The 20,470-nt window shown below is 63.5% G+C and carries 21 protein-coding genes; 5 read left to right on the top strand and 16 right to left on the bottom strand.

Annotated elements, in window-relative coordinates; translation table 11 throughout:
- Position 1: 1 nt before the first annotated feature.
- From C8K18_RS05760 to C8K18_RS05780, 5 genes are all read right to left on the bottom strand, one after another.
- A complete protein-coding gene (locus C8K18_RS05760) occupies positions 2 to 1,405 on the bottom strand; it encodes an MFS transporter (RefSeq protein WP_029966834.1) in 1,404 nt (467 codons plus the stop codon).
- A gap of 174 nt (positions 1,406 to 1,579) precedes the next feature.
- A complete protein-coding gene (locus C8K18_RS05765; RefSeq protein WP_029966836.1) occupies positions 1,580 to 2,344 on the bottom strand; it encodes an NTP transferase domain-containing protein in 765 nt (254 codons plus the stop codon).
- A 27-nt stretch (positions 2,345 to 2,371) separates the two neighbouring features.
- Positions 2,372 to 3,400, bottom strand: a complete 1,029-nt coding sequence (locus C8K18_RS05770) for a lysylphosphatidylglycerol synthase domain-containing protein (RefSeq protein ID WP_006049629.1) — start codon at positions 3,398 to 3,400, stop codon at positions 2,372 to 2,374.
- Entirely contained in the window at positions 3,397 to 4,254 is an 858-nt protein-coding gene (locus C8K18_RS05775) for a 2OG-Fe(II) oxygenase (RefSeq protein WP_029966840.1), read from the bottom strand. The genes C8K18_RS05770 and C8K18_RS05775 overlap by 4 nt, the downstream gene beginning before the upstream one ends.
- Complete coding sequence (locus tag C8K18_RS05780) at positions 4,251 to 4,952, bottom strand: CDP-alcohol phosphatidyltransferase family protein (protein WP_029966842.1); 702 nt, start codon at positions 4,950 to 4,952, stop codon at positions 4,251 to 4,253. Before C8K18_RS05780 ends, C8K18_RS05775 begins: the two co-directional genes overlap by 4 nt.
- A gap of 344 nt (positions 4,953 to 5,296) precedes the next feature.
- Between C8K18_RS05780 and C8K18_RS05785 the strand changes: the two genes are divergently transcribed.
- Entirely contained in the window at positions 5,297 to 5,755 is a 459-nt protein-coding gene (locus C8K18_RS05785; protein ID WP_107706916.1) for a hypothetical protein, read from the top strand.
- An 81-nt stretch (positions 5,756 to 5,836) separates the two neighbouring features.
- Here C8K18_RS05785 and C8K18_RS05790 read toward each other — a convergent pair whose 3' ends face one another.
- Together C8K18_RS05790 and C8K18_RS05795 are read right to left on the bottom strand one after the other, a co-directional pair.
- Positions 5,837 to 7,792, bottom strand: a complete 1,956-nt coding sequence (locus C8K18_RS05790; RefSeq protein ID WP_107706917.1) for a PhoX family phosphatase — start codon at positions 7,790 to 7,792, stop codon at positions 5,837 to 5,839.
- 211 nt (positions 7,793 to 8,003) lie between these two features.
- The gene (locus C8K18_RS05795; RefSeq protein ID WP_029966850.1) at positions 8,004 to 8,561 is read right to left on the bottom strand and encodes a hypothetical protein; all 558 of its coding nucleotides are present in this window, start codon (positions 8,559 to 8,561) and stop codon (positions 8,004 to 8,006) included.
- 342 nt (positions 8,562 to 8,903) lie between these two features.
- On the opposite strand from C8K18_RS05795, the gene C8K18_RS05800 reads away from it, so the two are divergent.
- Both C8K18_RS05800 and C8K18_RS05805 read left to right on the top strand, forming a co-directional pair.
- Complete coding sequence (locus C8K18_RS05800) at positions 8,904 to 9,335, top strand: sugar ABC transporter ATPase (RefSeq protein WP_374710168.1); 432 nt, start codon at positions 8,904 to 8,906, stop codon at positions 9,333 to 9,335.
- 170 nt (positions 9,336 to 9,505) lie between these two features.
- Complete coding sequence (locus tag C8K18_RS05805; RefSeq protein ID WP_107706918.1) at positions 9,506 to 10,024, top strand: metal-dependent hydrolase; 519 nt, start codon at positions 9,506 to 9,508, stop codon at positions 10,022 to 10,024.
- Positions 10,025 to 10,087: 63 nt separating this feature from the next.
- On the opposite strand, the gene C8K18_RS05810 is transcribed toward C8K18_RS05805, so the two are convergent.
- From C8K18_RS05810 to C8K18_RS05820, 3 genes are all read right to left on the bottom strand, one after another.
- Positions 10,088 to 10,933 (bottom strand): AraC family transcriptional regulator, encoded by an 846-nt coding sequence (locus tag C8K18_RS05810; protein ID WP_107706919.1) that lies wholly within the window; start codon positions 10,931 to 10,933, stop codon positions 10,088 to 10,090.
- Positions 10,933 to 11,859, bottom strand: coding sequence for a serine O-acetyltransferase EpsC (epsC, locus tag C8K18_RS05815; RefSeq protein ID WP_006049638.1), 927 nt, complete (start codon positions 11,857 to 11,859; stop codon positions 10,933 to 10,935). Before epsC ends, C8K18_RS05810 begins: the two co-directional genes overlap by 1 nt.
- Before the next feature lie 123 nt (positions 11,860 to 11,982).
- Positions 11,983 to 12,216: a hypothetical protein gene (locus C8K18_RS05820; RefSeq protein ID WP_006049639.1), complete on the bottom strand. Its 234-nt coding sequence runs from the start codon at positions 12,214 to 12,216 to the stop codon at positions 11,983 to 11,985.
- Positions 12,217 to 12,435: 219 nt separating this feature from the next.
- On the opposite strand from C8K18_RS05820, the gene C8K18_RS05825 reads away from it, so the two are divergent.
- Both C8K18_RS05825 and C8K18_RS05830 read left to right on the top strand, forming a co-directional pair.
- On the top strand, positions 12,436 to 12,888 hold the full coding sequence (locus C8K18_RS05825) for a DUF3005 domain-containing protein (RefSeq protein WP_107706920.1): 453 nt from the start codon (positions 12,436 to 12,438) through the stop codon (positions 12,886 to 12,888).
- A gap of 210 nt (positions 12,889 to 13,098) precedes the next feature.
- A complete protein-coding gene (locus C8K18_RS05830) occupies positions 13,099 to 13,704 on the top strand; it encodes a short chain dehydrogenase (RefSeq protein ID WP_107706921.1) in 606 nt (201 codons plus the stop codon).
- Positions 13,705 to 13,753: 49 nt separating this feature from the next.
- Here the strand turns inward: C8K18_RS05830 and C8K18_RS05835 are convergent, their stop codons facing one another.
- The 6 genes from C8K18_RS05835 to C8K18_RS05860 form a co-directional block, all read right to left on the bottom strand.
- Positions 13,754 to 14,683, bottom strand: coding sequence for an ABC transporter permease (locus tag C8K18_RS05835; RefSeq protein WP_107706922.1), 930 nt, complete (start codon positions 14,681 to 14,683; stop codon positions 13,754 to 13,756).
- Complete coding sequence (locus tag C8K18_RS05840; protein WP_006049643.1) at positions 14,683 to 15,588, bottom strand: ABC transporter permease; 906 nt, start codon at positions 15,586 to 15,588, stop codon at positions 14,683 to 14,685. Before C8K18_RS05840 ends, C8K18_RS05835 begins: the two co-directional genes overlap by 1 nt.
- Complete coding sequence (locus C8K18_RS05845) at positions 15,585 to 16,670, bottom strand: ABC transporter ATP-binding protein (RefSeq protein WP_107706923.1); 1,086 nt, start codon at positions 16,668 to 16,670, stop codon at positions 15,585 to 15,587. The genes C8K18_RS05840 and C8K18_RS05845 overlap by 4 nt, the downstream gene beginning before the upstream one ends.
- Positions 16,671 to 16,754: 84 nt before the next feature.
- Entirely contained in the window at positions 16,755 to 17,924 is a 1,170-nt protein-coding gene (locus C8K18_RS05850) for an extracellular solute-binding protein (protein ID WP_107706924.1), read from the bottom strand.
- Between the two features lie 299 nt (positions 17,925 to 18,223).
- A complete protein-coding gene (locus tag C8K18_RS05855) occupies positions 18,224 to 19,174 on the bottom strand; it encodes an SMP-30/gluconolactonase/LRE family protein (protein WP_107706925.1) in 951 nt (316 codons plus the stop codon).
- A gap of 39 nt (positions 19,175 to 19,213) precedes the next feature.
- A complete protein-coding gene (locus C8K18_RS05860) occupies positions 19,214 to 20,146 on the bottom strand; it encodes a dihydrodipicolinate synthase family protein (protein WP_107706926.1) in 933 nt (310 codons plus the stop codon).
- Between the last annotated feature and the right edge of the window lie 324 nt (positions 20,147 to 20,470).

Genomic DNA, 20,470 nt, shown 5'->3' on the forward strand with positions numbered 1-20,470 from the left:
GTCACGCGGTGCCGCGGCGGCCGCGTGCGATTTCATCGCCGGCGTCGTGCGGCAGGCGTGCGGTGACCGGAATCGACAGGAACGAGAACAGGCCAACCACCACGAACGCCGGCCAGAAGTCCGAGAACACGATGCTCGAATGGCCCTGCACGTTGTGCGAAATCTGCAGCACGATGCCCGCGATGGTCACGCCGAGCCCGAGCGAAATCTGCTGGATCACGCTGGCGACACTCGTCGCGCGGCCGACGTCGCGGCTCGGAATGTCGGCATACGCCAACGTGTTCAGCGAAGTGAACTGAAGCGACGGAAAGAAACCGCCGAACAGCACGACACACCAGATCAACCAGTGCGGTGTGCCGGGAAAGAACAGGCCGTAGACTGCAATCGCCACGCCCGCACAGCCCGCGTTGAACATCAGTACCGTGCGAAAGCCGAAGCGTCCGAGTATGCGTGAGGCCGCCGCCTTCATGAAGATCGAGCCGAACGCGGAAGCGCAGGTGATCGAACCCGACACGAATGCGGTCATGCCGAGACCTTCCTGCAACGCGAGCGGCAACAGAAACGGCACCGCGCCGAGGCCAATGCGAAACAGCGATCCGCCCGCCACGCTCGCGTGAAAACTGGGAATGCGCAACAGGCGCAGATCGAGCACCGGCGCTTCCACGCGATTCGCGTACAACACATAAATCACGAGCAGCACGACGCCGACGCCGCACATGCCGAACGACACCGGATTCGACACGAGTTCGCCGCCCACCAGCGAAAGCCCGAGCATGAAGAGCGACGCGCCGCTCGCGGACAGCAGAAAGCCGGTCCAGTCGAGCGGGCCCGGATGCGCCTCGCGCACATTGGCGATGTGCTTGTTCGCCAGCCAGATGCCGAACAGGCCGATCGGAATATTGACGAAGAAGATCAGGCGCCAATGCAGATACGTCGTGATAAATCCGCCGAGCGGCGGACCGACCACCGGCCCGAGCAACGCGGGCACCGTCAGATAATTGACCGCGCGTATGAAGTCCGACTTCGGCACCGAACGGAAAATGATGATGCGGCCGACCGGGACCATCATCGCGCCGCCAATGCCTTGCACGAAGCGCGCGACCACGAACATGCCGAGCGACGTGGACGCCGCGCACATCAGCGAGCCGGCCATGAAAATGCCGATTGCCGTGCGAAACACGGTGCGCGAGCCGAAGCGGTCCGCGACCCAGCCGCAAATCGGAATGAAGACGCCGAGGCCGATCACATACGCGGTGACGGCGAGCTTTAGCGTGATGGGGTCCTGACCGAGATCGCGGGCCAGCACGGGCAGCGACGTCACGATAACCGTGCCGTCCACGTTTTCCATGAACATCGCGCACGCGACGATCAGCGGGACGATGAAAGCGCCTAAAGCGAAGGGCATTGGCAGGGCGACGGGTGACAAGGCCGTCGGCGTAAAGCGTCGATTATGGCATTGCATCGGCGACGTATGTTGTTGCCGATGGTGCTCGTATAGACCTTGAACGACAAAGAGCCGGCATCGAGCCGGCTCTTTGTCGTGTGCGTCAAACGCGCTTAGCGAGGAGTCAGTGAGGACTCAGCGTGAAGCGCTGACGAGCGGCTGCAACTGCGGCAGGATCTCAGTCGTGGCGCGCGCCACGTCGTTCGGGAAGTCGATCTCGATCCACGGCGCGCCGGTCACGTCGGCCGTATCGAACACCTGGCTGCGCTCGAGCAGCAGGTCGCGCACGGCTTCCTCGTGCGGCAGGTTGGCCCGGCCGCTGTCGACATAACCCGCGACGATTTCCGCAAAGCGCCGCGCGGTTTCTTCGCGGAAACGGAAGAAGCCCACCGACTCGCCAATCGTGTCGTACTCAAGATTCACGGCAAGCTGCTTGCGCAACTCGACCGGCACGCCGTCTTTCAGACACAGTTTGACGGGCTCGTCGCCGGCTTCAAAGTCGCGGTCGATCAACAGACGGTTGACCGTTTCGCCCGCGACCAGCGCGGCCAGGATGCGCTCGTCGTAGAGCACGTCGGCGTCCATCAGCAGGACGTCGCCGCCGCGCGTGAGCGCCTCGGCCACCGTGTGCACCGTCAGCACGCTGCCGAGGTCATAGCGCGTGTTCAGCACGGTTTCGACCGCGTGCGGCCAGTTGATGCGCGCCAGTTCCGCCTGCACCGACTCGGGCTGAAAGCCGAGCGCCAGCACGACTTCGGTCACGCCGGCGGTTTCGAGCATCTGCAGATGCCGCTCGAGCAGGCTCAAGCCGTCGAACTGCAACAGGCATTTCGGGAACTGGGCTTCCGGCGGTTGCTGGAGACGCAGGCCGAGGCCCGCAGCGAGAATGATGGCACGCATGCGCGGTCCTTTGAAAAGATACGGAGTTTAATCGACAGCGGGAACGCGCCCAAGGGCACGCCGCCTTTGCCAGCTTCTTTCGCTGAAGTGCAAAACCAGCAGACCCGGCAAGCCTAGCAGGATTTCGCGCGCGCGCTTGGTCAGCGAGAGCGCGAGCGCCGCGTCGGGCGGCAAGCCGACCAGCGGCGCGAGCAGCAGATAACCGCCTTCCTGCACGCCGAGCGAGCCCGGAATCATGAAAGCCGCGCCGCGAATCGCCTGGCCCAGGCTTTCGAGCAGCAGCGCGTCGACCCAGTCGACGGGATGGCCGAGAAAGCGCAGCGCGAGCCACACTTCCACCGTGCCGACGATCCAGCCGGCGAGGCTGAGCGCGAAGCTCGCCGCGACCCGGCCGCGCTCGCGGTACATGGCCTGCACGGCGGCGTCGACGGCTTCGGCGCGGTTCATCAGCCCGGACCAGTCGCGCTTGCCGAACACTTTCGACAATACGCCGAGCAGCCGGCCGAACAGCCCGCGCCGCTGCGCATAGTAAAAACCGACGATCATGCCGCCGAGCACCGCCGTTGCGATCCACGTCGCGGTTTGCAGGTCGTGCAGCGCGCCGTGCGCGGCATAGGCGCCGAACGTCAGCAGCCCGAACAGCGCGAAGATGATTTGCGCGAGCGCCTGGGCCGTCGTGCTAACCGTGATGGCCGCGGCCGCGTCGCGCATGCGCATGCCGCGCTGCGACAGTTGCCGCACCATCACCACAGGCCCGCCGATCTGGCCGGCCGGCAGCAGGCTGTTCACGGATTCGCCGATCCAGCGGGCGAACAGCGCGTCGCGCACTGCAAGATGCTGCTGCGGGTGAGGCGCCCGCTCGCGGCCGCGCGGCAACAGGACGGAGATCGCGACCGCGTCGAGTGCGAGCGGCACGACGTGAAACGCCGCGACGAGCGCGAGCCCCCAGCCGGCCGCGAGCAGCGTCGAGGCGACCGAGCCGAAACCCTGCCATGCGAGCAGGCCGACAAACAGCGCCGTCCCGATCGACAGCAGAATCAGGGCCGCGCGAGTCATGCGCGGTCCTTGCGAGTACCGCGGGTATTCGCCTGAGTCATTTGACGAAACACCTGGCGGAAGCCGAAATAAGCAATCGCGTCTTTCATGTTGGAAATCAAACGGCGCCACGGACGCATGTTCGGGTCCGTGACGTATTCAAACGTGAGCGATACGCGCATTTCGTTCGGGCCGGCCGGCGTGATGCGATGGCGCAGCTTGTCGCCGTCGAAAAACACCAGGCCGCCCGGCGGAATTTGCACTGAGCCGGGTTGGTCCGGCACATCGGGATTGCGCGTATGCAATTCATAGTCGAGCCGGCACGACGATTCGTCGATCACGCCGAGCAGCAACGTGTAGCGGCGGCCGTCGTAGTACGAAGTGTCGTAGTGCCAGCCGATGTGATCGCCAGGCCGCGTGTAGTAATACAGCGCGTAGGCGTGCGGATCGTCGGCCGGCGACACTTGCAGCTTGTCGCCGCTCAGTTGTTCGAGCCAGCCGATCAGCTCTTTCGAGCGATACAGCTCGGCGATGAACGGCGCGAGGCGGTCGATCGTATGACGGCTCACGCTGCCGCCCTGCTTGTGGCCCGGCAGATAGTTGCGGTTGACTTCGTCGAGCAGCGCACGCGCGCTGTGTACGAGCTGCGCGGTGACTTCGGGCGCGAGGAAGTCCTCCATGTAGAGGAACGCGCCCTGATCGGCGAAGTCCTTGCGCAGCCGCGGAGTGTCGAATGCGCGCGTGCGGCTCGCGACGGCACGGTCGGCGTCCGGCGCTGCCGGGGCTGCGGGAACTGCCGGGGCTATGTCCAGCGCAGCCGCGGCGTGTTGTTCGGGAATCGATGCGCTCACGTCGTCTTCGGCGTGTGTACTCATTTGCCTGCCCACGCCTGAGTCGTTTCGGTGGCAGCCGCAGCCGCCGCGGACGGCTGCGCCGTGCGGCGCACCACGCGCCAGTAGTCGATCATGACCCACACCGCGAAGAGCGGCGCGCCGATCGACGCGGCGACGACGAACGGCATCGTCACACTCGTCAACGTGACGATGGGCAGCAGATACAGTACGTCTTCGGTCTCGAAGCCGCCGACGGCCGCCTGCTTCGTGCCCGCCTTGCCCGCCATTTCCTCGATACGCATGCGCAGAAAGAAAATCAGCGCGACCGCGACGCCCGCGACGGCGCCAAGCCAGCCGGCATCCACGGTGAAGCCGCCGAGATTCGACGCGCCTGCGCCGATACCCATGCCCATGAACAGCATGACGGTGACGAGCGCGTCCGAAGCCAGGTCGTAAAAATGACCGATCCGGCTCGTCTTGCCGCTGATGCGCGCAAGCTCGCCGTCGGTGTGATCGACAAAGTTTGAGAGCACGATCAGCACCGCGCCCGCATTGGCCCATGCGAAGCCGCCGCGCGCGAGGCACAGCGCGCCTGCGACGCCGATCAACAGACGCAGCGTAGTCAGATGATTGGGCGAAACACGCGTGTTCACGAGCGGAGTCACGAGCCGGCGGGCCAGCCGCGCGTCCCAGGTCTTGGGCGGCGGCACATTAATTGGAGTGTGCGGTGTTGAATTCATAACCCGGAAATATATACGGGATCGCGAAAGATTGCTTTCTTCGCGTCAGTTTCTTTGCGGTTTATCGGGCTCGCTAATCGTTTGCTAACCGTTTGCCGGTAATTTGCTAATGCTTTGCCGACGACTTGCGATGATTTGTCACCTACAGCGAATGAAGCAGGATTTGCCGAACCGCGATAAAGTGCGAGTCCTGCTGGGCCGGCCTCGCGCGATCGCACCAATGCGCAACGTCTTCGCGAGCTGCCTGCTCTGAGTTTATCGCCGCGCCGCGCGTTGTAGACACGCTACATCGACACTATATCGACACTACATCGCGCCAGATCGACTATGCCGCCGTCCGTGCCATGAAACGCTTTTTTTCTTCTTCCGTATCGCGTGCCTTATGCCGTGCCGTCCTCGCTATCGCGGCCGGCGCGCTGCCGCTCGCCGTGTATGCCGCCGCGCTCGACGCGCCGCTCGCCTGCAATGAAACCGGCCATCAGTTCATCGCCGATCTGGCCGGGCAGCAACTGATCGATCCGAAACCGACGCGGGTCGAAAGCAATTCGATCAACGCATTCTCTCCCGCGCAAGGCGCAGACCTCAGCGCATTCGGATTTCACGTTTTCGCGGTGGTCGGCTACGAAAAGGACGACCCGATGTTCCGCGTGGGAGACGGCGAGCCGGTCGCGCGCTCGGCCTATGGCGTGGTCGTGTTCGGGAGCGAATCGAAGGTGAAGAACGCGGTGACGTCGGCCGGCGGGACGGCGATCGTGCACCGCGTGGCGCCGCTCATCACGGCGATCTTCTGCAAGCGGAGCTGAGGCGGCGCATGGGCGCCCCGCGCATGGGCGCCCCGCGCATGGGCGATTCGATGCAGGCACGCGCCGCCTCGGGTGCGAGAGTTACAGCTTGATCGACGTCGGATCGGCCGTCAGATAGCCGACCGTCGCGCCGAAGCGGTCCTTATAGTTGGCGCGCACGAGCGGATCGAGCGTCGCTTTGACCTTGTCGTGCAGCGGACTTTCCCAATCGCCGACGTGCTGGAAGTTGCTCATCACGTAGGTCCAGCCGTTGATTTCATCGACCGCGTGCAGGCCTGTCGATTCCGCGCCGGCCGGAGATGACAGCACGCGCGAGAGCGTCTTCGTGTCGACGTTGTACGCCCACAGGAAGTTGTTCACGTGCATGCCGCTGTCCTCGCCGATGAACAGCGTGCGCAGCTTCTCCGAAAATTTGAGGTTGTCCGGGTTTGCGATGCGCTCGGGATTCGCGGTGTTGCCGAGCGCGTCCGCCGTGGAGAGATCCTCGCCGACGAGTGCGGCGGGCGCCGCCATGTCGACCGGCACCCATTCGCTATTGATCGCGCCGCCGCTGCGATCGAGCTGGCCGCCCTTCATGTTCAGCGCGTAGACCGCGCCGGCGCTGATGGTTTTGTCGACCGCGACATCCGTCGATGCCGCATTGCCGCGCACCATCGACTTCTCGATACGCGACATCGCCGAATACAGCACCTTGTCCTTGATATTGACGGTCGTCCCTTCGAGCTTCGTGAAGCCCATGCTCGCGCCGGCAAGCGCCGCGTAGCGATGCGTCTCCAGGAAAGTCGCGGCCTTGTTCATGCCCGGCTTCACGCGAATCCAGTTGAACGTGCCGTTGAAATTGATCTTCGTGTACGACGCGTCGGCGGGATCGGCGGTCTTGACGTCCATGATGTCGGCCGCGGTCAGCGTGTTCGCGAGTGCCTCAATTTCGGCGCTCGTCGCGTGGCCGAGGTTGATCCACGACAGCGTCGCCGCGCCCGCCCCGCTCGACGACACCTGCGTCCATTTGGCGACGTACAGCGTGCCCGCCGACAGGTCCGCTTCGCGGTCCGCGATGAACATGAAGAGGCCGCCGTTGGTGGCGTCGTCGCCCATCAGCACGGTGCGCTTGTCCGGCATCACCTGAACCAGTTCGTGCGAGATGCGGCCGAGGCAGTAATGTTTCTTGATGCTGCCGGTGCCGTCGGGATTCACGGTCACTTCAGGCAGATGGCCGTAGTGATACGGATTCGCCGCGGTGTCGCTGCCGTACAGGTTGCGGCTAAAGCCCTTGAACTGGCTATTGGAAGAGATCGTCGCCGCGTCCGGCTCGTACTCTTCGCTCGACAAATGCGTATTCCACGGCGACAGGCTTGCGCCGCACGTGATCCACAAGCCATGCACCTTCGACGTATCCACGTTGTGATAGCCGACCAGCGTGAGCTTGCCGGTCGCCTGGTCCTGGTCGAGCGTGAGCACGGCAATCGGCGACGGCAACTGGCCGTAAATCGACACGAGACTCTGATCGCGCGTGGCGTATTCGAATTGGACGACAGCGAACACCGCCTTGCCCTTGATGCCCTTGACCGTGGGATTGTCGAGGCGAATCAGCGAGCTGCCGTCCGGGCAATCGGAATAGAACTGGCGCTCCTTGCCGGCCACGGATTGATCGACGATCGGCTGATTGTTGATGTCGACGTAGCCGCCCGCGAGAATCGTCCCGCCCTGAATGTTCGGCACCATGTCGCCGGTGATGAAAAACGGCTGATACGACAGCTTGAACGCGCGGCTGCTGCCGTCGCTCAACTGCACCGTCAGCGTGGAGGCGACCGTGGTCTTTGCCATCGCCGCGGGGTCGGCCAGCGTCGGCGCGGCCATCGAACCGAAAGCCGCCGACACGAAGCTGGCAACCGGTTTGACTGTCGTCGCGAGATCGTTGCTGCTGCCTCCGCAGGCGCTCAACATGGACGCGGTGGCGAGGCCGCCTAACGGCAGCATCGGTACACCGGCAAACAGTTTCAGGGCCTTGCGGCGGGAGAGATCGAACGGCTCTGCCATGTTGTCGTAATCCTGGTTGTGGTGGCGTGGGTTGACTCACAGCCGGCACGACCCGGATCGAAACCATGGTTCACGCTCGCGCCGCTATGACGCGAGGATTCTATGAAGCGAATGTGAAAGTATATTGACAGCCGTTGGTAATACTTGCGGCGCCTACCCTGCGCTGCTCATTCCTTGCCCTGCGCTGCTCATTCCTTTGCGAGCGGGATTTTCAGCCAGGACGGCGGAATTCGTTTTCGACCCACGCCGAAGCGCTCGCCTTGCTCAGCTTGAAATTCGGCGCGACCTGCACTTGCGCGAGCTGCTCGCCGAAGGTGTCGAGCGCGGTCAGCAGCGCGTACGGCTCGTCTTCGTCGGGCACGATGTCGAGCGTGATGTCGAGCTCGTCGTTGCCGTCCGCGCTCGGCACACGTACGGCCTTGTGAAGCTGCGCGCGCAACTGCTGCTCATGACGGCGCAATACTTCCGACGCGGTTTTGACGAGCGTGTTGAATGCGCCGGTGTCGAGCGGCTTTGGGTCTTTCTTGTTGCGGCCCATCGTCCACGGGCCGACGAGCGCGGGTTCCGCTTCGCCGTCCTTGATCATTGCGACGGCCCAGCCTTCGTCGTCTTCGTTCTTGATGACGCGCGCGGTCCAGCCGTCGTCGCGCCAAAGACGGTCTTCGTGGACCACGTCCAGCTCGCCTTCGAGTTGCGCGGCGTCCGGTGCGGACGAGCCTTCCGTCGTGGAAAGAGCAGGATCGGACGATGGAAGGTTGGGGTCGGTCATTGCAGGTTCACTCACTTTCGCTGGACTAGTACACATGTCGAGCCTGCAATTCTACCTGCCTTGAGCGCGCGGAACGCCGCACTATGACGAACGGACAAGTCGAAGCGGGCATCTGGCGATGTGCGCGGCCGCTTGCAAAGCCTCTATAAAAGCCGCTCAAAAACGCAGCGACGTATCAGCTTGTAACGGAAGTGACGGCGCGAATGCGTGCTGGGTATACTCGGGCGTCCGCTTCTTGCTCGCGATTGAAATCGTGCTTGCAGCACGATTGTCAAACCGACGAAGAGCGGCTTTGTCGCGAAGCGTGCATTGCGTTGGCCGCTGCATTAGCAAGCGCATTGATTGGTGCACGGCGCACGTCATGCTTCGCCCGCCCCCAAGTTCCCGCGCCCGACCACGGACGCCGACGACATCGACATGAAACGAATCTTTCTGCTCGCTTCCACCACCGCTGTCATTGCGACACTCGCGGCTTGCGGCTCGTCCAGCGGACCTTCCGCGCGCGACCCGTCGCAGCCCATGATCTATGTGTCCTCGCAGCGCGCGCCCGCGTACGTCGCGAGTTGCCTGGAAAGCCGTTTGTCGCGAGTGCGTCTGTCGCGCGTCGGCACCGCGACCGAAATCGCAGTCGGCTCCGACTCGAACAATTCGTACTTCGTCACGCTGACGCCGTCGAACGCCGGCTCCGTCATCAAGGTGATGCATCCGGCCAATGCGCCCGACGATCCGCCGGAACCGGAAATGCGCTTTAACATTGCGCGATGCGCGACGTGAGGTTTGTGCGAGGCATGCTCGTTCTCATGTGATGCGCGCATGACTCGCGCTTCACGCGCCATGCCGGGAGATGAACTTTTAGTTCGGCGTCCCGGCTATTTTTTTGGGCGGGCATCTGCGAACATAGCCGCCCCTTCTTCTTCACGCGGCGCGGCGCGCCACTCATTCCGATGGCATCCAGCAACGCACATCATGCAACCGGTTTCGCGGCCGGCGCCATTGCCGCGGCGCTCGTCATGCACACGGGCGGCGGCCACGACGGCCTGTTTTATCTCGGCGTACTGATGAGCTTTATCGCGGGCGTCGCGGGAAGCACGGCGCCCGACTGGCTCGAAGTCGCCTGGTGGTCGCGCAAACGCAAGCTGTGGATCACGCACCGTACGTTGACGCACTGGGGCATCGGCTGGATCGCATCGCTCGCGGTTTCATACTTCCAGCTCGGGCACTCCATCTATGCGGCCGCAGCCTTCGGCTTCGCATGCGGCGGACTGATGCATCTGCTCGCCGACTGGCCGAACCCGCTCGGCGTACCGTGGATCGCCGGACGGCATTCGTTGAACCTATGGAATAGCGGACATTGCGATCTGATCGTGGTCGCCGCTTCATGGGCCGCGGCCTGGTTTATCGGTCGGCATGTGGGGCTGCCCGGCATGCGCGAACTCGACGTGCTGAAGCATTTGCGGTTCTAGCGGCGGGCTTCATGCCGAACGCGCATCGAAGCGCCGCTCGGCTCACGCGTCCCCCCACGCTGTTTAACGCATCGCTGCAGCATAGTTGGCCGGCGTAACACCGAGCAGGCGCACGAAAGCCCGCGTCATGTGACTCTGATCGGCGAAGCCGGCCGCAGCCGCCGCGTCGGCAAGCGATACGCCGCGCGCTATCAATTGCCGCGCCAGCACCACGCGCCGTTGCATCCGGTACGCGTGCGGCGGCAAGCCCGTTTCGTGCGCGAAAGCTCGCAGTAACTGAAAGCGGCTAATGCCCGCTTCATCGGCGAGATCGGCGAGTGTGAGCGGCGCGGCGGGGTCGTCGTCGATGCGTGCTTTCGCGTGCGCGATAGTCGCAACCGAACTCGTGCCCAACATACGCGCATGACCGGTTGCCCGACACGTTGCATGCGCGGACAGCAAATGCGCGACCAACTCGACCAGCGCCTGTTCACACGCGAGATCGTCACGCGCGGAAGGCTGCACGGCCATCGCAAACAATCGTTCGAACAAATGCTTGAGTAGCGGATCGTGCGCGACCGGCTGCGTGAGCTCGACCTCGCGGGCTTCGGTCGCGTTCAGTTCGGCTGCGGCGCTGACGAGCATCGACGGCTCGAAATACAGCATGTGCCACGCGCGGCCGCGCTCGTCGAGCGGACTGCCGTCGTGCACTTCGCCGGGGTTGACCATGATCGCGTCGTTCATGCGCGCTTCGACGGGACCGCGGCCGCTCGCCGACTTATGTCCACCGCTGACGATCACGCCCACGCCGAACCGGTCATGCGAATGTCGCGGAAACGCGCGCGCGGTTTCGGCGACGGTCGCCTCGACGCCGGCAATCGCGCAACGGGGCATGTGGACGCGGCCACGCGTCCCGTCGCGCGCGGGCATCAGCGCCGCCCTTCGTCGCCGCGCTCGCCTTCGCGCACCTTGCCTTGCGAGACGCTGCTGCCGGGCGGCACGCTATGCGTGAGCCACACATTGCCGCCGATCACCGAGCCGCGCCCGATCGTCACGCGTCCGAGAATGGTCGCGCCGGCGTAGATCACGACGTGGTCCTCGACGATAGGATGCCGCGCATTGCCTTTGATGAGCGTGCCGTCGACATCGGCGGCAAAGCTCTTCGCACCGAGCGTCACCGCCTGGTACACGCGCACGTGCTCGCCGATGATCGCCGTTTCGCCGATCACGACGCCCGTGCCGTGGTCGATGAAAAAACTCGGGCCGATCGTCGCGCCTGGGTGAATGTCGATGCCGGTCGCGGAGTGCGCGATCTCGTTGATGAAGCGCGCGAGCAACGGCACGCCGAGACGATGCAGCGCATGCGCGAGACGATGATGCGTCATCGCCCATACGCCCGGATAGCAAAGCAGAATTTCGGTGATGTGCTGCGCGGCCGGGTCGCCGGTGAACGCGGCCTGAATGTCGCTGACAAGCAGCGCGCGAATGCCCGGCAACTGCGTGCCGAACTGGCGAGCCACTTCGAAGGCGCGCTCGCGCAACTCGGCCTCCGGCGTTTGCGCGTGTTCCGGCAGAAATCGCAGCGCACGGCGAATCTGTTCGGCGAGCAAACGCAAGGTGCTTTCTAACGTATGGCCGACGTAGTAGTCGACGGTTTCGTCAGTCAGATCGGGCGCGCCATAGTGCGTGGGAAACAGCGCGGCACGCAAGCCGGCGACGATGCCGACCACCGCTTCGCGTGACGGCAACTCGCGAATGCCGAGCGGATGCCGCGTGCGATGCAGTTCTTCACGCGACGCGCGCAAGTCCGCGACGATCTGTTCGAGGCCCCAGTTCTGGGAAGGCACATTAGGCATAAACGGACAGCGCCGTGCGGCGAGCACGGTATGGAGTGATTGTCCCGAGAGATTACCGCGTTTTGCGCGGGCTCGCGCAGCATTGCGCGAAGCGCGAATGCAAGTCCAGGCGCAACTGCCCGCTCAGATGGTCACGCTGCTCGCGTCGATCCAGCGCACGGCCCAATCGCGCGCATGGGCGATGGCCGTCGCTTCGTCGGGGAAGCAAAGGTCGGTTGGAAAAAAACGGTTGGCGACGAGCTCGCCGTCGCTCGAGCGCGAGATGACCACGTAAGGCTGCCACTTGCCATCGCCGGCGCGCGCCGGTGCGCAATTTAACAAATAGCCGCGATGTGTGAATGCAGCATCAAAGTGCATATGTCACCCGCCCTGACGGCCCCGTAGAATGTTTTAAGTAAGCCCGCGTTCATCGCGCCGCGTTTGCAAACAGCGGCAGCAATTCCACGCCGGAGTATGATCATACTCTGTAGAAAATGCGCGTTCATTAAAAAAAACGAAAGACGCGCGAACGCAATCGCCCTGCAAAAGGAACGGACCTTGCTCTCGGGGACCACACTTCCTGAAAGGAGAATGCATATGAACAGCACTATCGACAATTCCGCAGACGCGCCCAAAGCAACCGTCAAAAGCCACTCATGCAGCGCGGAACTGTATAACGACCGCACGCACGACAGCACCGTGGACACCGACGGCAAGAACCACGAAGCCGCGCGCATTGCGGGTCAAAGCCCCATTGCCGTCGACGAAATCACGACCAGCAACGCGACGCTCGTCAACAGCGTGGCGGAAGCGCTCGACGGCATGGCGGGATTCGACAGCCGGGTCGGCGGCAATCATCTGCTGCTTGCGCTCGAGCCTGGCTATACCGTCGTCGACAAAGGCATGGTCGAGCCGCAGGGAATCCATTCCGCAGAGGATCTCTTCGACTATTCGCGTGCGGGCGAGAATCGCGGTGAACGCGGCCGCATCCATTATGCCCTTAATCATTTGCGGCCTACGCGCGTGATCGAAATACATCGAGTTAGATAATCATGTGGTTTGCGCGCGTGTTTGAATCACGGCGATGAAGCCGAGTGGCCCGGAGATAACAGCGCGCACACCGTTTAAATAGCAATGCGCGTTTTTTATCGGATGTCTTCGATTACAAACCGGTGGTTGCGAGACCTGCTCGCCGCCGGGCGTTTTTCTGCCATGCGGCGCGGTGCACAATCGGCGCACATCAACTCGACGGAGCGGTAAATGAAAAAGATCCTCGTGATCGGCGCCACCGGCACACTCGGCCAGGCAGTGAGCGCGGAGCTGAAGGCTCGGCATGAAGTCATCGAAGTGGGCGCGACGCGCGGCCAGTATCAGGTGGACAGCACGGACCCTGCGAGCGTCGAGCGGCTCTTTCGCGAGATCGGCAAGGTGGATGGCGTGGTCACGACCATCGGCAAAGTGCATTTCGGACCGCTGCCGCAAATGACGAGCGAGCAGTTCTGGGTCGGCCTGCGCGACAAGCTGATGGGACAGATCAACGTCGTGCTCGCGGGGCAGAACTATGTGAACGACGGCGGCTCGTTCACGCTGACGAGCGGCATTCTCGCCGACGAGCCGATCCGCGAAGGCACGAATGCGACGACCGTGAATCTCGCGCTGGAAGGTTTCGTGCGAGGCGCGGCGATCGAACTGCCGCGCGGTATTCGCATCAATGTCGTGAGCCCGACAGTGCTGAGCGAATCGATGGAAAGCTATGCGCCGTACTTCCGCGGCTTCGAGCCGGTCACCGCGCAACGCGCCGCGCAAGCGTATCTGCGCAGCGTGGAAGGCGCGCAAACGGGGCGCGTTTATCGCGTCGGCGAATAAGCCTCGCGTGTGGGCCCACGTGTGAGCCGCGCGCGATGCGCGGCTCCGCTCAATGCTTCTGCTCCTTCACGCGCGAGACGATCTGCGTCGGGCTCACGAACTGCAGCGCGATCAACACCCAGATCAGCGTGATCGCCATGTAGATCATCGCCATCGCGTCGATGGATTGCGGCGCGCGCACGCCCGTTGAAAACACCGCGTAGTACAACGCGACCACGAGCGTTTGCGTCGCGGGTCCGGCAGTGAAAAACGTCAGCTCGAACATGCCGATGGTCCGCACCAGCACGAGCAGCGCGGCGGCAAGCATGCCGGGCACGAGCAGCGGCAGCAGCACGTAGCGGAAATAGCGGAATGTGTTGGCGCCGAAGATGCGCGCCGCCGCTTCCAGATTCGGATCGATCTGTTCGATGAATGGCGTCATCACCAGAATCACGAACGGCAGCGCGGGCACGAGGTTCGCGAGTATCACGCCGCTCAGCGTGCCGGCGAGGCCGACCTTGTACATCACGGTCGCCATCGGAATACCGTAAGTGACGGGCGGCACCATCAACGGCAACAGGAATATCAGCATCGCGAGGCGCTTGCCGGGAAACTGCACGCGCGCAAGCGCATAGGCCGCGGGCACGCCGAGCAGCACTGACAACAGCACGACCGCGCCGACCACTTCGACCGTGACCAACAGCACGCTCGCCAGTTGAAAATCGCTCCACGCCTGCGCATACCAATGCAACGTGAAGCCTTGCGGCAGCAAGGTGCCGAACCAGCGCGTCGCGATCGAGTTGACCGCCACCGTCGCGATCAGCAGCACGACGTTGACGAGGAAGAACACCATCGCGCCCCACACGATCACACGCCACACGCGGCCCGGCACGCTCGCGCGCTGCTTCGCGCGCTTGTGGGGTTCGCGGGCGTCGTCGCCCTGCTGCGTGGATGCGGATCTTGGCCATGAGCCCGGCGCGCCGCGATGTTCGCTCGTCATCAGCCTTTGCCTCCTGTTGCCGGGCCGCTATACGACAGGCGGCGCGCGCCGAGCATCGCGACGACTACCAGCAGTTGCACGAAGCCCATCACCATCGCAATCGCCGACGCGAGCGAATAGTCGTAGCTTTCGAACGCGGCTTCGGCGGCGGCAATCGACATCACGCGCGTCGGCCCCGCTGGCGCACCCAGCAGCACCGCCGACGGAAACACCGAAAACGCCTGCACGAACGAAAGACACGCGGCCATCGTCAAGCCCGGTATCAGCAGCGGCAAATAGATGCGGCGGAACTGCTCCCACGGACTCGCGCCGAGCGTGGCCGCGGCGCTCGCGAGCGTCGGATCGATGCCGGTCACATACGAGAGCGTCAACAGAAACGCGAACGGAAAGCCCGAGACGATCAGCGAAATCAGCACGCCCCAGAAGTTATGCGTGAGCCGCACTTCGCGCGTATAGAGATGCAGGCCCTGCAGCGCCTGCGGAAACCAGCCGTTGGGTCCGAAGTAAGTGAGCATGCCGTCGGCGATCAGCACGGTGCCGAGCGTGACCGGGATCACCAGCAACGTCGTCACGAACTTCTGATAACGCGAATGCCGACGCAATGCGAACGCGACCGGCACCGACACGCCGACGTTGATCAGCGTCGCCGGCACCGCGAGTTTCAGCGTGACGATGATGGTCGGCCACATCGACGTGTCGGTGAAGAACGTCAGATAGTTGGCCCATGCACTGCCGCCGTTCATCGGCCGGAACGACAACGCAAGGCCGTACGCGAACGGATAGATGAACAACGCGACGATGACGAGCAGCGCAGGCGTAACAAGCCAGGCCTTACCGTCGCGCTGTCTTGCGCGAGCGGTGGGCGCGGTCGGCGGAACAGGCGCGGGATACGTCGGCGTATTCATGGTTGTGCCGCCTCGGCGTCGTAGACGAGCGTGCGCGACGGCGGCACGCGCAGGCTGATGCGCTCGCCCTCTTCGAATTCGCCGGCCACGCGCGCCCACAATTCGCCGAACGCGGTCTTCACGCGCAGCAGCGAACTGTTGCCGCCATATTCGACGACGGTGACCAACGCATCGAACGCGTTCTCCGCGCCAGGCGCCGCGCGTTCCATGTCTTCTGGACGCAGCGCGACGCTCACGCGCTTGCTGTTGAACCCGGCCATCGGCGTGCCGATCAGACGCACGCCGTCTGCGCTCACCAGAACGCCTTCGCCTTGCGTGCCTTCGAGTGTGAATTCGGCGACATTGCGATAGCCCATGAAACGCGCGACATGCAGATTCCGCGGACGCGTGTACACCTCTTTCGGCGTCGCGACCTGCTGCACGACGCCCTCTCTCATCACGACGATGCGATCAGCCATTGAAAGCGCTTCGTCCTGATCGTGCGTGACGTACAGCGTCGCGCGTTCGAGCTGGCTGTGAATGCGCCGGATCTCCGCGCGCATTTCGATGCGCAGCTTCGTGTCGAGATTCGAAAGCGGTTCGTCCATCAGAATCAGCGGCGGCTCGATCACGATGGCGCGTGCAATCGCCACGCGCTGTTGCTGGCCGCCGGAAAGCTGTCCCGGCAACTTGCGTTCGTGGCCGACGAGCTGCACGAGTTGCAGCGCCTCACGCGCGCGCCGCATGATTTCGCTTTTGCCGACGCCGCGCATCTTCAGACCGAAGCCAACGTTGTCGAGCACGCTCATGTGCGGAAACAGCGCGTAGTTCTGAAACACCATGCCGAAGCCGCGTTTTTCCGGCGGCAATACGTCGATACGTTTGTCGTCGAGCCAGATGCCGCCGCCGCTCAACGGCTGCAAGCCGGCGATGCAGTTGAGCGCCGTCGACTTGCCGCAGCCCGACGGTCCCAGCAATGCGATGAACTCGCCGCGCCGGATGTCCAGATCGAGCCCTTGCAGCGCCGCGATCGACTGGCCTTCCGCATTCGTGAAACTGCGGCTCACCGAATCGAGCCGCAACTGTTCAAAGTGATGCTTCATGGCGGTTCCCTGATGCGCGCGACCGGTCACGGGTCGCGCGCGAATCGCACTGGCATGAGTGGAAGCGCGGGCTGTCCGCCGTGGCTATTTGGTTTTTTGCGCACCCACTTCCGTGTCCCACTTCTTGAAGGCCGCGACCATCGCCGCTGCATTGAGCGGCAACGCGTGCGGACGTTCCGCGAGCAGCTTGGCGTACTCGGGACGTCCGTACTTCTTCAGGACTTCCTGGCTATGCGCGGGCGCTTGTGCTTCGGTAACGCCCTTGATTGCCGGTCCCGGATAGAAGTAACCGTCGTCGTAAGTCAACGCCTGCTGCGCGGGCTCGAGCATGAAATTCATCAGCTTGTAGAGAACTTCGAGCTTTTCCTTCGGCACGCCCTTCGGAATCACCATGAAGTGCGCGTCGTTCACCCACGTCATGTTGTCGAACGCCTGCACGCGAAATTCGGCCGGCACGATGCCGAGCGCGCGCGGGTTGATGTCCCAGCCCGTCACCGTCACCGTCATGTCGCGCGTGCCCTCGCCGAGTTCTTTCATGACCGCCGACGTGCCGCCTGGATAGTACGGAATGCACTCGTTCAATTGCTTGAGGAAAGCCCAGGTCTTGTCCCAGCCGTTGATCGGGTCCTGCGGATTTTTATCGCCGAGCACATAGGGCAAGCCCATCAGAAACGTGCGGCCTGGTCCCGAGTTCGCGGGCCGCGCGTAGATGAGTTTGTCCGGGTGAGCCTTGCACCATTGCAGCAGTTGCTCGGGCGTTTTCGGCGGATCGCTGACTTTGGCCGGGTTGTATTCGAGTAGCGGTCCGGCCGGCATATACGCGACTTCGAGGCCGAAGCCTTGCGCGAGCTCCTGCATCTTGCGCGGGCCGGGCGCGTACTTGTCGAGCACGCCGGGGAACTGCGCGGCGTTATCGGGCAGCAGCTTCGTCCACAGGTTCTGTTCGATGCCGGCCGCGAGCGCGTCGGTGCCGGTCAGCACGAGGTCGATGTCCGAGCGGCCCGCCCCCTGCATCGCCTTGATCTTGCCCGGCAACTGTGGCGCGGGCGCGTTCGTGTAGGTGATATTGGCGACGAGGTTCGGGTACTTCGCCTTGAATGCCTCGAAGCCCTTTTGCGTGAGTTGAAGATCGCCGGCGACGTCGACGATATTAAGCGTGACAGGATCGGCCGCGAACGCGGCGGACCCGAATGCGGCGCTCGCCGCGAAACATACCGACACCAGCCTGAGCGCCAACCTGTGTGAAACAGTCATTGCGTCTCCTCGCTTCTTGGTATGAGGTCCGCCGGTCGAGTGCCCCGAGCGTCTCTTTCAACCCTTGCAACATAGCGAAGCGGAACAGCCGATGTCAAGCAAATGTGCTTGCTGGCGCGTAGCACGGGATTTCGCTGTCTGAAGCCCGAAGGCCTTTGCCGTCAATGATTTGGCGAGGTTGTATAGGAGGGCAAACCCCGAGCCGCTGGTTTGTGGATGGAGGCAGCGTGCGTTTGTCAGGCAACTAGCCTCGGCAAACCATGCGCGCAGCGTTGCGGCATAGAAAGCTGAGATTGCGATCAGCCGCCGCGCGCGCCTTGCGTGTTCACATACAGCGAGTAAAGGCCGTGGCTCGCCGCCATGAAAAGCCGGTTGCGATGACGCCCGCCGAAGCACACGTTCGCGCAACGCTCCGGCAATGCAATATGGCCGATCGGCTCGCCTTGCGGCGTGAAGATGCGCACGCCGTCGAGTTCGTCGGTGCCCATGCCCCAACCGCACCACAGGTTCCCGTGGATGTCGACGCGAAAACCATCCGGCGTGCCTGGGCCTGCATCGATCAGCACGCGATTGTTCGAGAGCGCCGCGCCCTTGCCGCCGGCATCGGCATCGACGTCGAACGCACGGATCTTGCGCGGCTCGCCGCGCGATTCGACGAGGTAGAGCAACGACTCGTCCGGCGAAAACGCGAGGCCGTTGGGTCCGAGTATGTCGTCGGCGACCACGCTCACTTCGCCCGACTGGCCGTCGATGCGGTACACGCAAGCCGGCAGTTCCGACTCCTGCTTCTCGCCTTCGTAGAAGCCGTCTATGCCGAAGGTCGGATCGCTAAACCAGATCGAGCCGTCCGATTTGACGACCACGTCGTTCGGCGAATTGAAACGCTTGCCGCGATAACGATCCGCCAGCACGGTGATCGAGCCGTCGTATTCGGTGCGCGTGACGCGGCGCGTCAGATGCTCGCAGCTCACGAGCCGGCCTTGGCGGTCGCGCGTATGGCCGTTCGCATTATTCGACGACTGGCGGAACGTGCTGACCGCGCCGCTCGTTTCGTCCCAGCGCAAGATGCGGTCGTTCGGGATGTCGCTCCACAGCAGATAGCGGCCGTCGCCGAACCAGACCGGTCCCTCGGACCAGCGCGCGCCCTGATACAGGCACTCGACCGACGCCGACGCAAGGATCAGCGACTTGAAGCGCGGATCGAGCACGCGCACGGAAGGATCGGGATAGCGTCGGCTGTTGTCGGTCATGCTGTCTCTACGTGGGTGGATTGAGCGTGGATTGAGCGGTCACGTCGCGCGCTCGTATTCTCTTTCGAGCGCGAACAGCGTGCGCGCGGCATCGGCGATCTTCGCATGATGTTCGGGCGGCGTCGAACTGAGCAGCGGCAGCAGCGGCCCCATGTCGGCGATCTGCGCGAACGTGACCGCATCATGCAGCACGCGGATCAGCGAGATGTCGTCGCGCAAGGTTTCGAGCGGCAGGAACGCGTCGTACAGGCGCTGCGCGGTCTCGTGGTCGCCGCTCTTCGCCGCGTGCAACAACGCGGTCACCATGCGCGGCGCAATGCAGCCGGAGCCCGTCGTCCATGCGGCGAGGCCGAACTCGCGCAGATGCACGAGCGCCGGGCGCTCGCCCATGCCCGATACGATCTTGCCCGCCGGCACATGTTGGAGCAGCCGGCGCAGATACGGATCGTCAGCGGGATTCTTGCGGACGATCGCATACTTGACCGCCAGCAACGTGCCACGCTCGACAAGCCGCGCGAGCGTCTCCACCTCCACATAGTCTTCGCTCTTGATGTACAGCGTGAGCGGAATGCCCGCTGCATCGACGATGCGCGTCAGCCCCGCTTCGACGCCCTCCGACGTCGTGAAGCCCGCGAGCGGCAGCACCATCGCCGTGCGGTAGCGGGTCTGCGCGAGAATCCGCGCCTGATCCAGCATTTTTCCGTAGTCCGGGCCGATTGCGGGAATGACGCGCGTGTCGTCGCTCGTGCTCTCGGACAGCATATCGAGCAGGTCGCGATACTCGCTCACGGCAACGTGATACAGATTGGCGTTGCCGCCATAAAGCAGCGTGCGCACGCCGCCCGCCTCAATGTGGCGGATCAGCGCGGCGTTCTGAGCGGCGTCGAGTGCATGGTCCGCGCGGCGCGCCAAAGGCGGCACAGCCATGACCGACGCAGCGAGTTCGCTGTCTTCGAATGGGGATTCGTTCATGAGACGGGACGGGAGTCGAGTGGAGTGGAATGGAAACAGGCTCCCAAGGTAGCATCGGCTGCGAGAAGTTGTCAAACAACTTTGCGAACGATAGCGCGGGCGCGAAGGGTTCGCGTTCGCGGCGAAATGCCCAAACGCAACGCATCGCCTTTTATATGACAATGCATGCGAGGACCGTGAATAGCGTGAGGAAGCGAAACTGCATCGCAAATCGGTGATTGCGGTAATAGCCGGGATTTGGCAAATGAGGTCGTTTTGCCCGTTTGATTGGCAGTCGTCGCAGCGCGGGGATGAGGCCGCGAACCGGCGGCGCAGCGCTAAACC

The organism is Paraburkholderia sp. GV068 (assembly GCF_003058125.1).
GTDB lineage: Bacteria > Pseudomonadota > Gammaproteobacteria > Burkholderiales > Burkholderiaceae > Paraburkholderia > Paraburkholderia graminis.

Coding starts and splice junctions, on each gene's coding strand:
- C8K18_RS05775 (WP_029966840.1), bottom strand. CDS start 4,254: ATGAGTACACACGCCGAAGACGACGTGAGCGCATCGATTCCCGAACAA.
- C8K18_RS05780 (WP_029966842.1), bottom strand. CDS start 4,952: ATGAATTCAACACCGCACACTCCAATTAATGTGCCGCCGCCCAAGACC.
- C8K18_RS05840 (WP_006049643.1), bottom strand. CDS start 15,588: ATGAATACGCCGACGTATCCCGCGCCTGTTCCGCCGACCGCGCCCACC.
- C8K18_RS05785 (WP_107706916.1), top strand. CDS start 5,297: ATGAAACGCTTTTTTTCTTCTTCCGTATCGCGTGCCTTATGCCGTGCC.
- epsC (WP_006049638.1), bottom strand. CDS start 11,859: ATGCCTAATGTGCCTTCCCAGAACTGGGGCCTCGAACAGATCGTCGCG.
- C8K18_RS05805 (WP_107706918.1), top strand. CDS start 9,506: ATGGCATCCAGCAACGCACATCATGCAACCGGTTTCGCGGCCGGCGCC.
- C8K18_RS05855 (WP_107706925.1), bottom strand. CDS start 19,174: ATGACCGACAACAGCCGACGCTATCCCGATCCTTCCGTGCGCGTGCTC.
- C8K18_RS05845 (WP_107706923.1), bottom strand. CDS start 16,670: ATGAAGCATCACTTTGAACAGTTGCGGCTCGATTCGGTGAGCCGCAGT.
- C8K18_RS05790 (WP_107706917.1), bottom strand. CDS start 7,792: ATGGCAGAGCCGTTCGATCTCTCCCGCCGCAAGGCCCTGAAACTGTTT.
- C8K18_RS05810 (WP_107706919.1), bottom strand. CDS start 10,933: ATGCCCGCGCGCGACGGGACGCGTGGCCGCGTCCACATGCCCCGTTGC.
- C8K18_RS05825 (WP_107706920.1), top strand. CDS start 12,436: ATGAACAGCACTATCGACAATTCCGCAGACGCGCCCAAAGCAACCGTC.
- C8K18_RS05760 (WP_029966834.1), bottom strand. CDS start 1,405: ATGCCCTTCGCTTTAGGCGCTTTCATCGTCCCGCTGATCGTCGCGTGC.
- C8K18_RS05820 (WP_006049639.1), bottom strand. CDS start 12,216: ATGCACTTTGATGCTGCATTCACACATCGCGGCTATTTGTTAAATTGC.
- C8K18_RS05765 (WP_029966836.1), bottom strand. CDS start 2,344: ATGCGTGCCATCATTCTCGCTGCGGGCCTCGGCCTGCGTCTCCAGCAA.
- C8K18_RS05830 (WP_107706921.1), top strand. CDS start 13,099: ATGAAAAAGATCCTCGTGATCGGCGCCACCGGCACACTCGGCCAGGCA.
- C8K18_RS05835 (WP_107706922.1), bottom strand. CDS start 14,683: ATGACGAGCGAACATCGCGGCGCGCCGGGCTCATGGCCAAGATCCGCA.
- C8K18_RS05850 (WP_107706924.1), bottom strand. CDS start 17,924: ATGACTGTTTCACACAGGTTGGCGCTCAGGCTGGTGTCGGTATGTTTC.
- C8K18_RS05795 (WP_029966850.1), bottom strand. CDS start 8,561: ATGACCGACCCCAACCTTCCATCGTCCGATCCTGCTCTTTCCACGACG.
- C8K18_RS05860 (WP_107706926.1), bottom strand. CDS start 20,146: ATGAACGAATCCCCATTCGAAGACAGCGAACTCGCTGCGTCGGTCATG.
- C8K18_RS05770 (WP_006049629.1), bottom strand. CDS start 3,400: ATGACTCGCGCGGCCCTGATTCTGCTGTCGATCGGGACGGCGCTGTTT.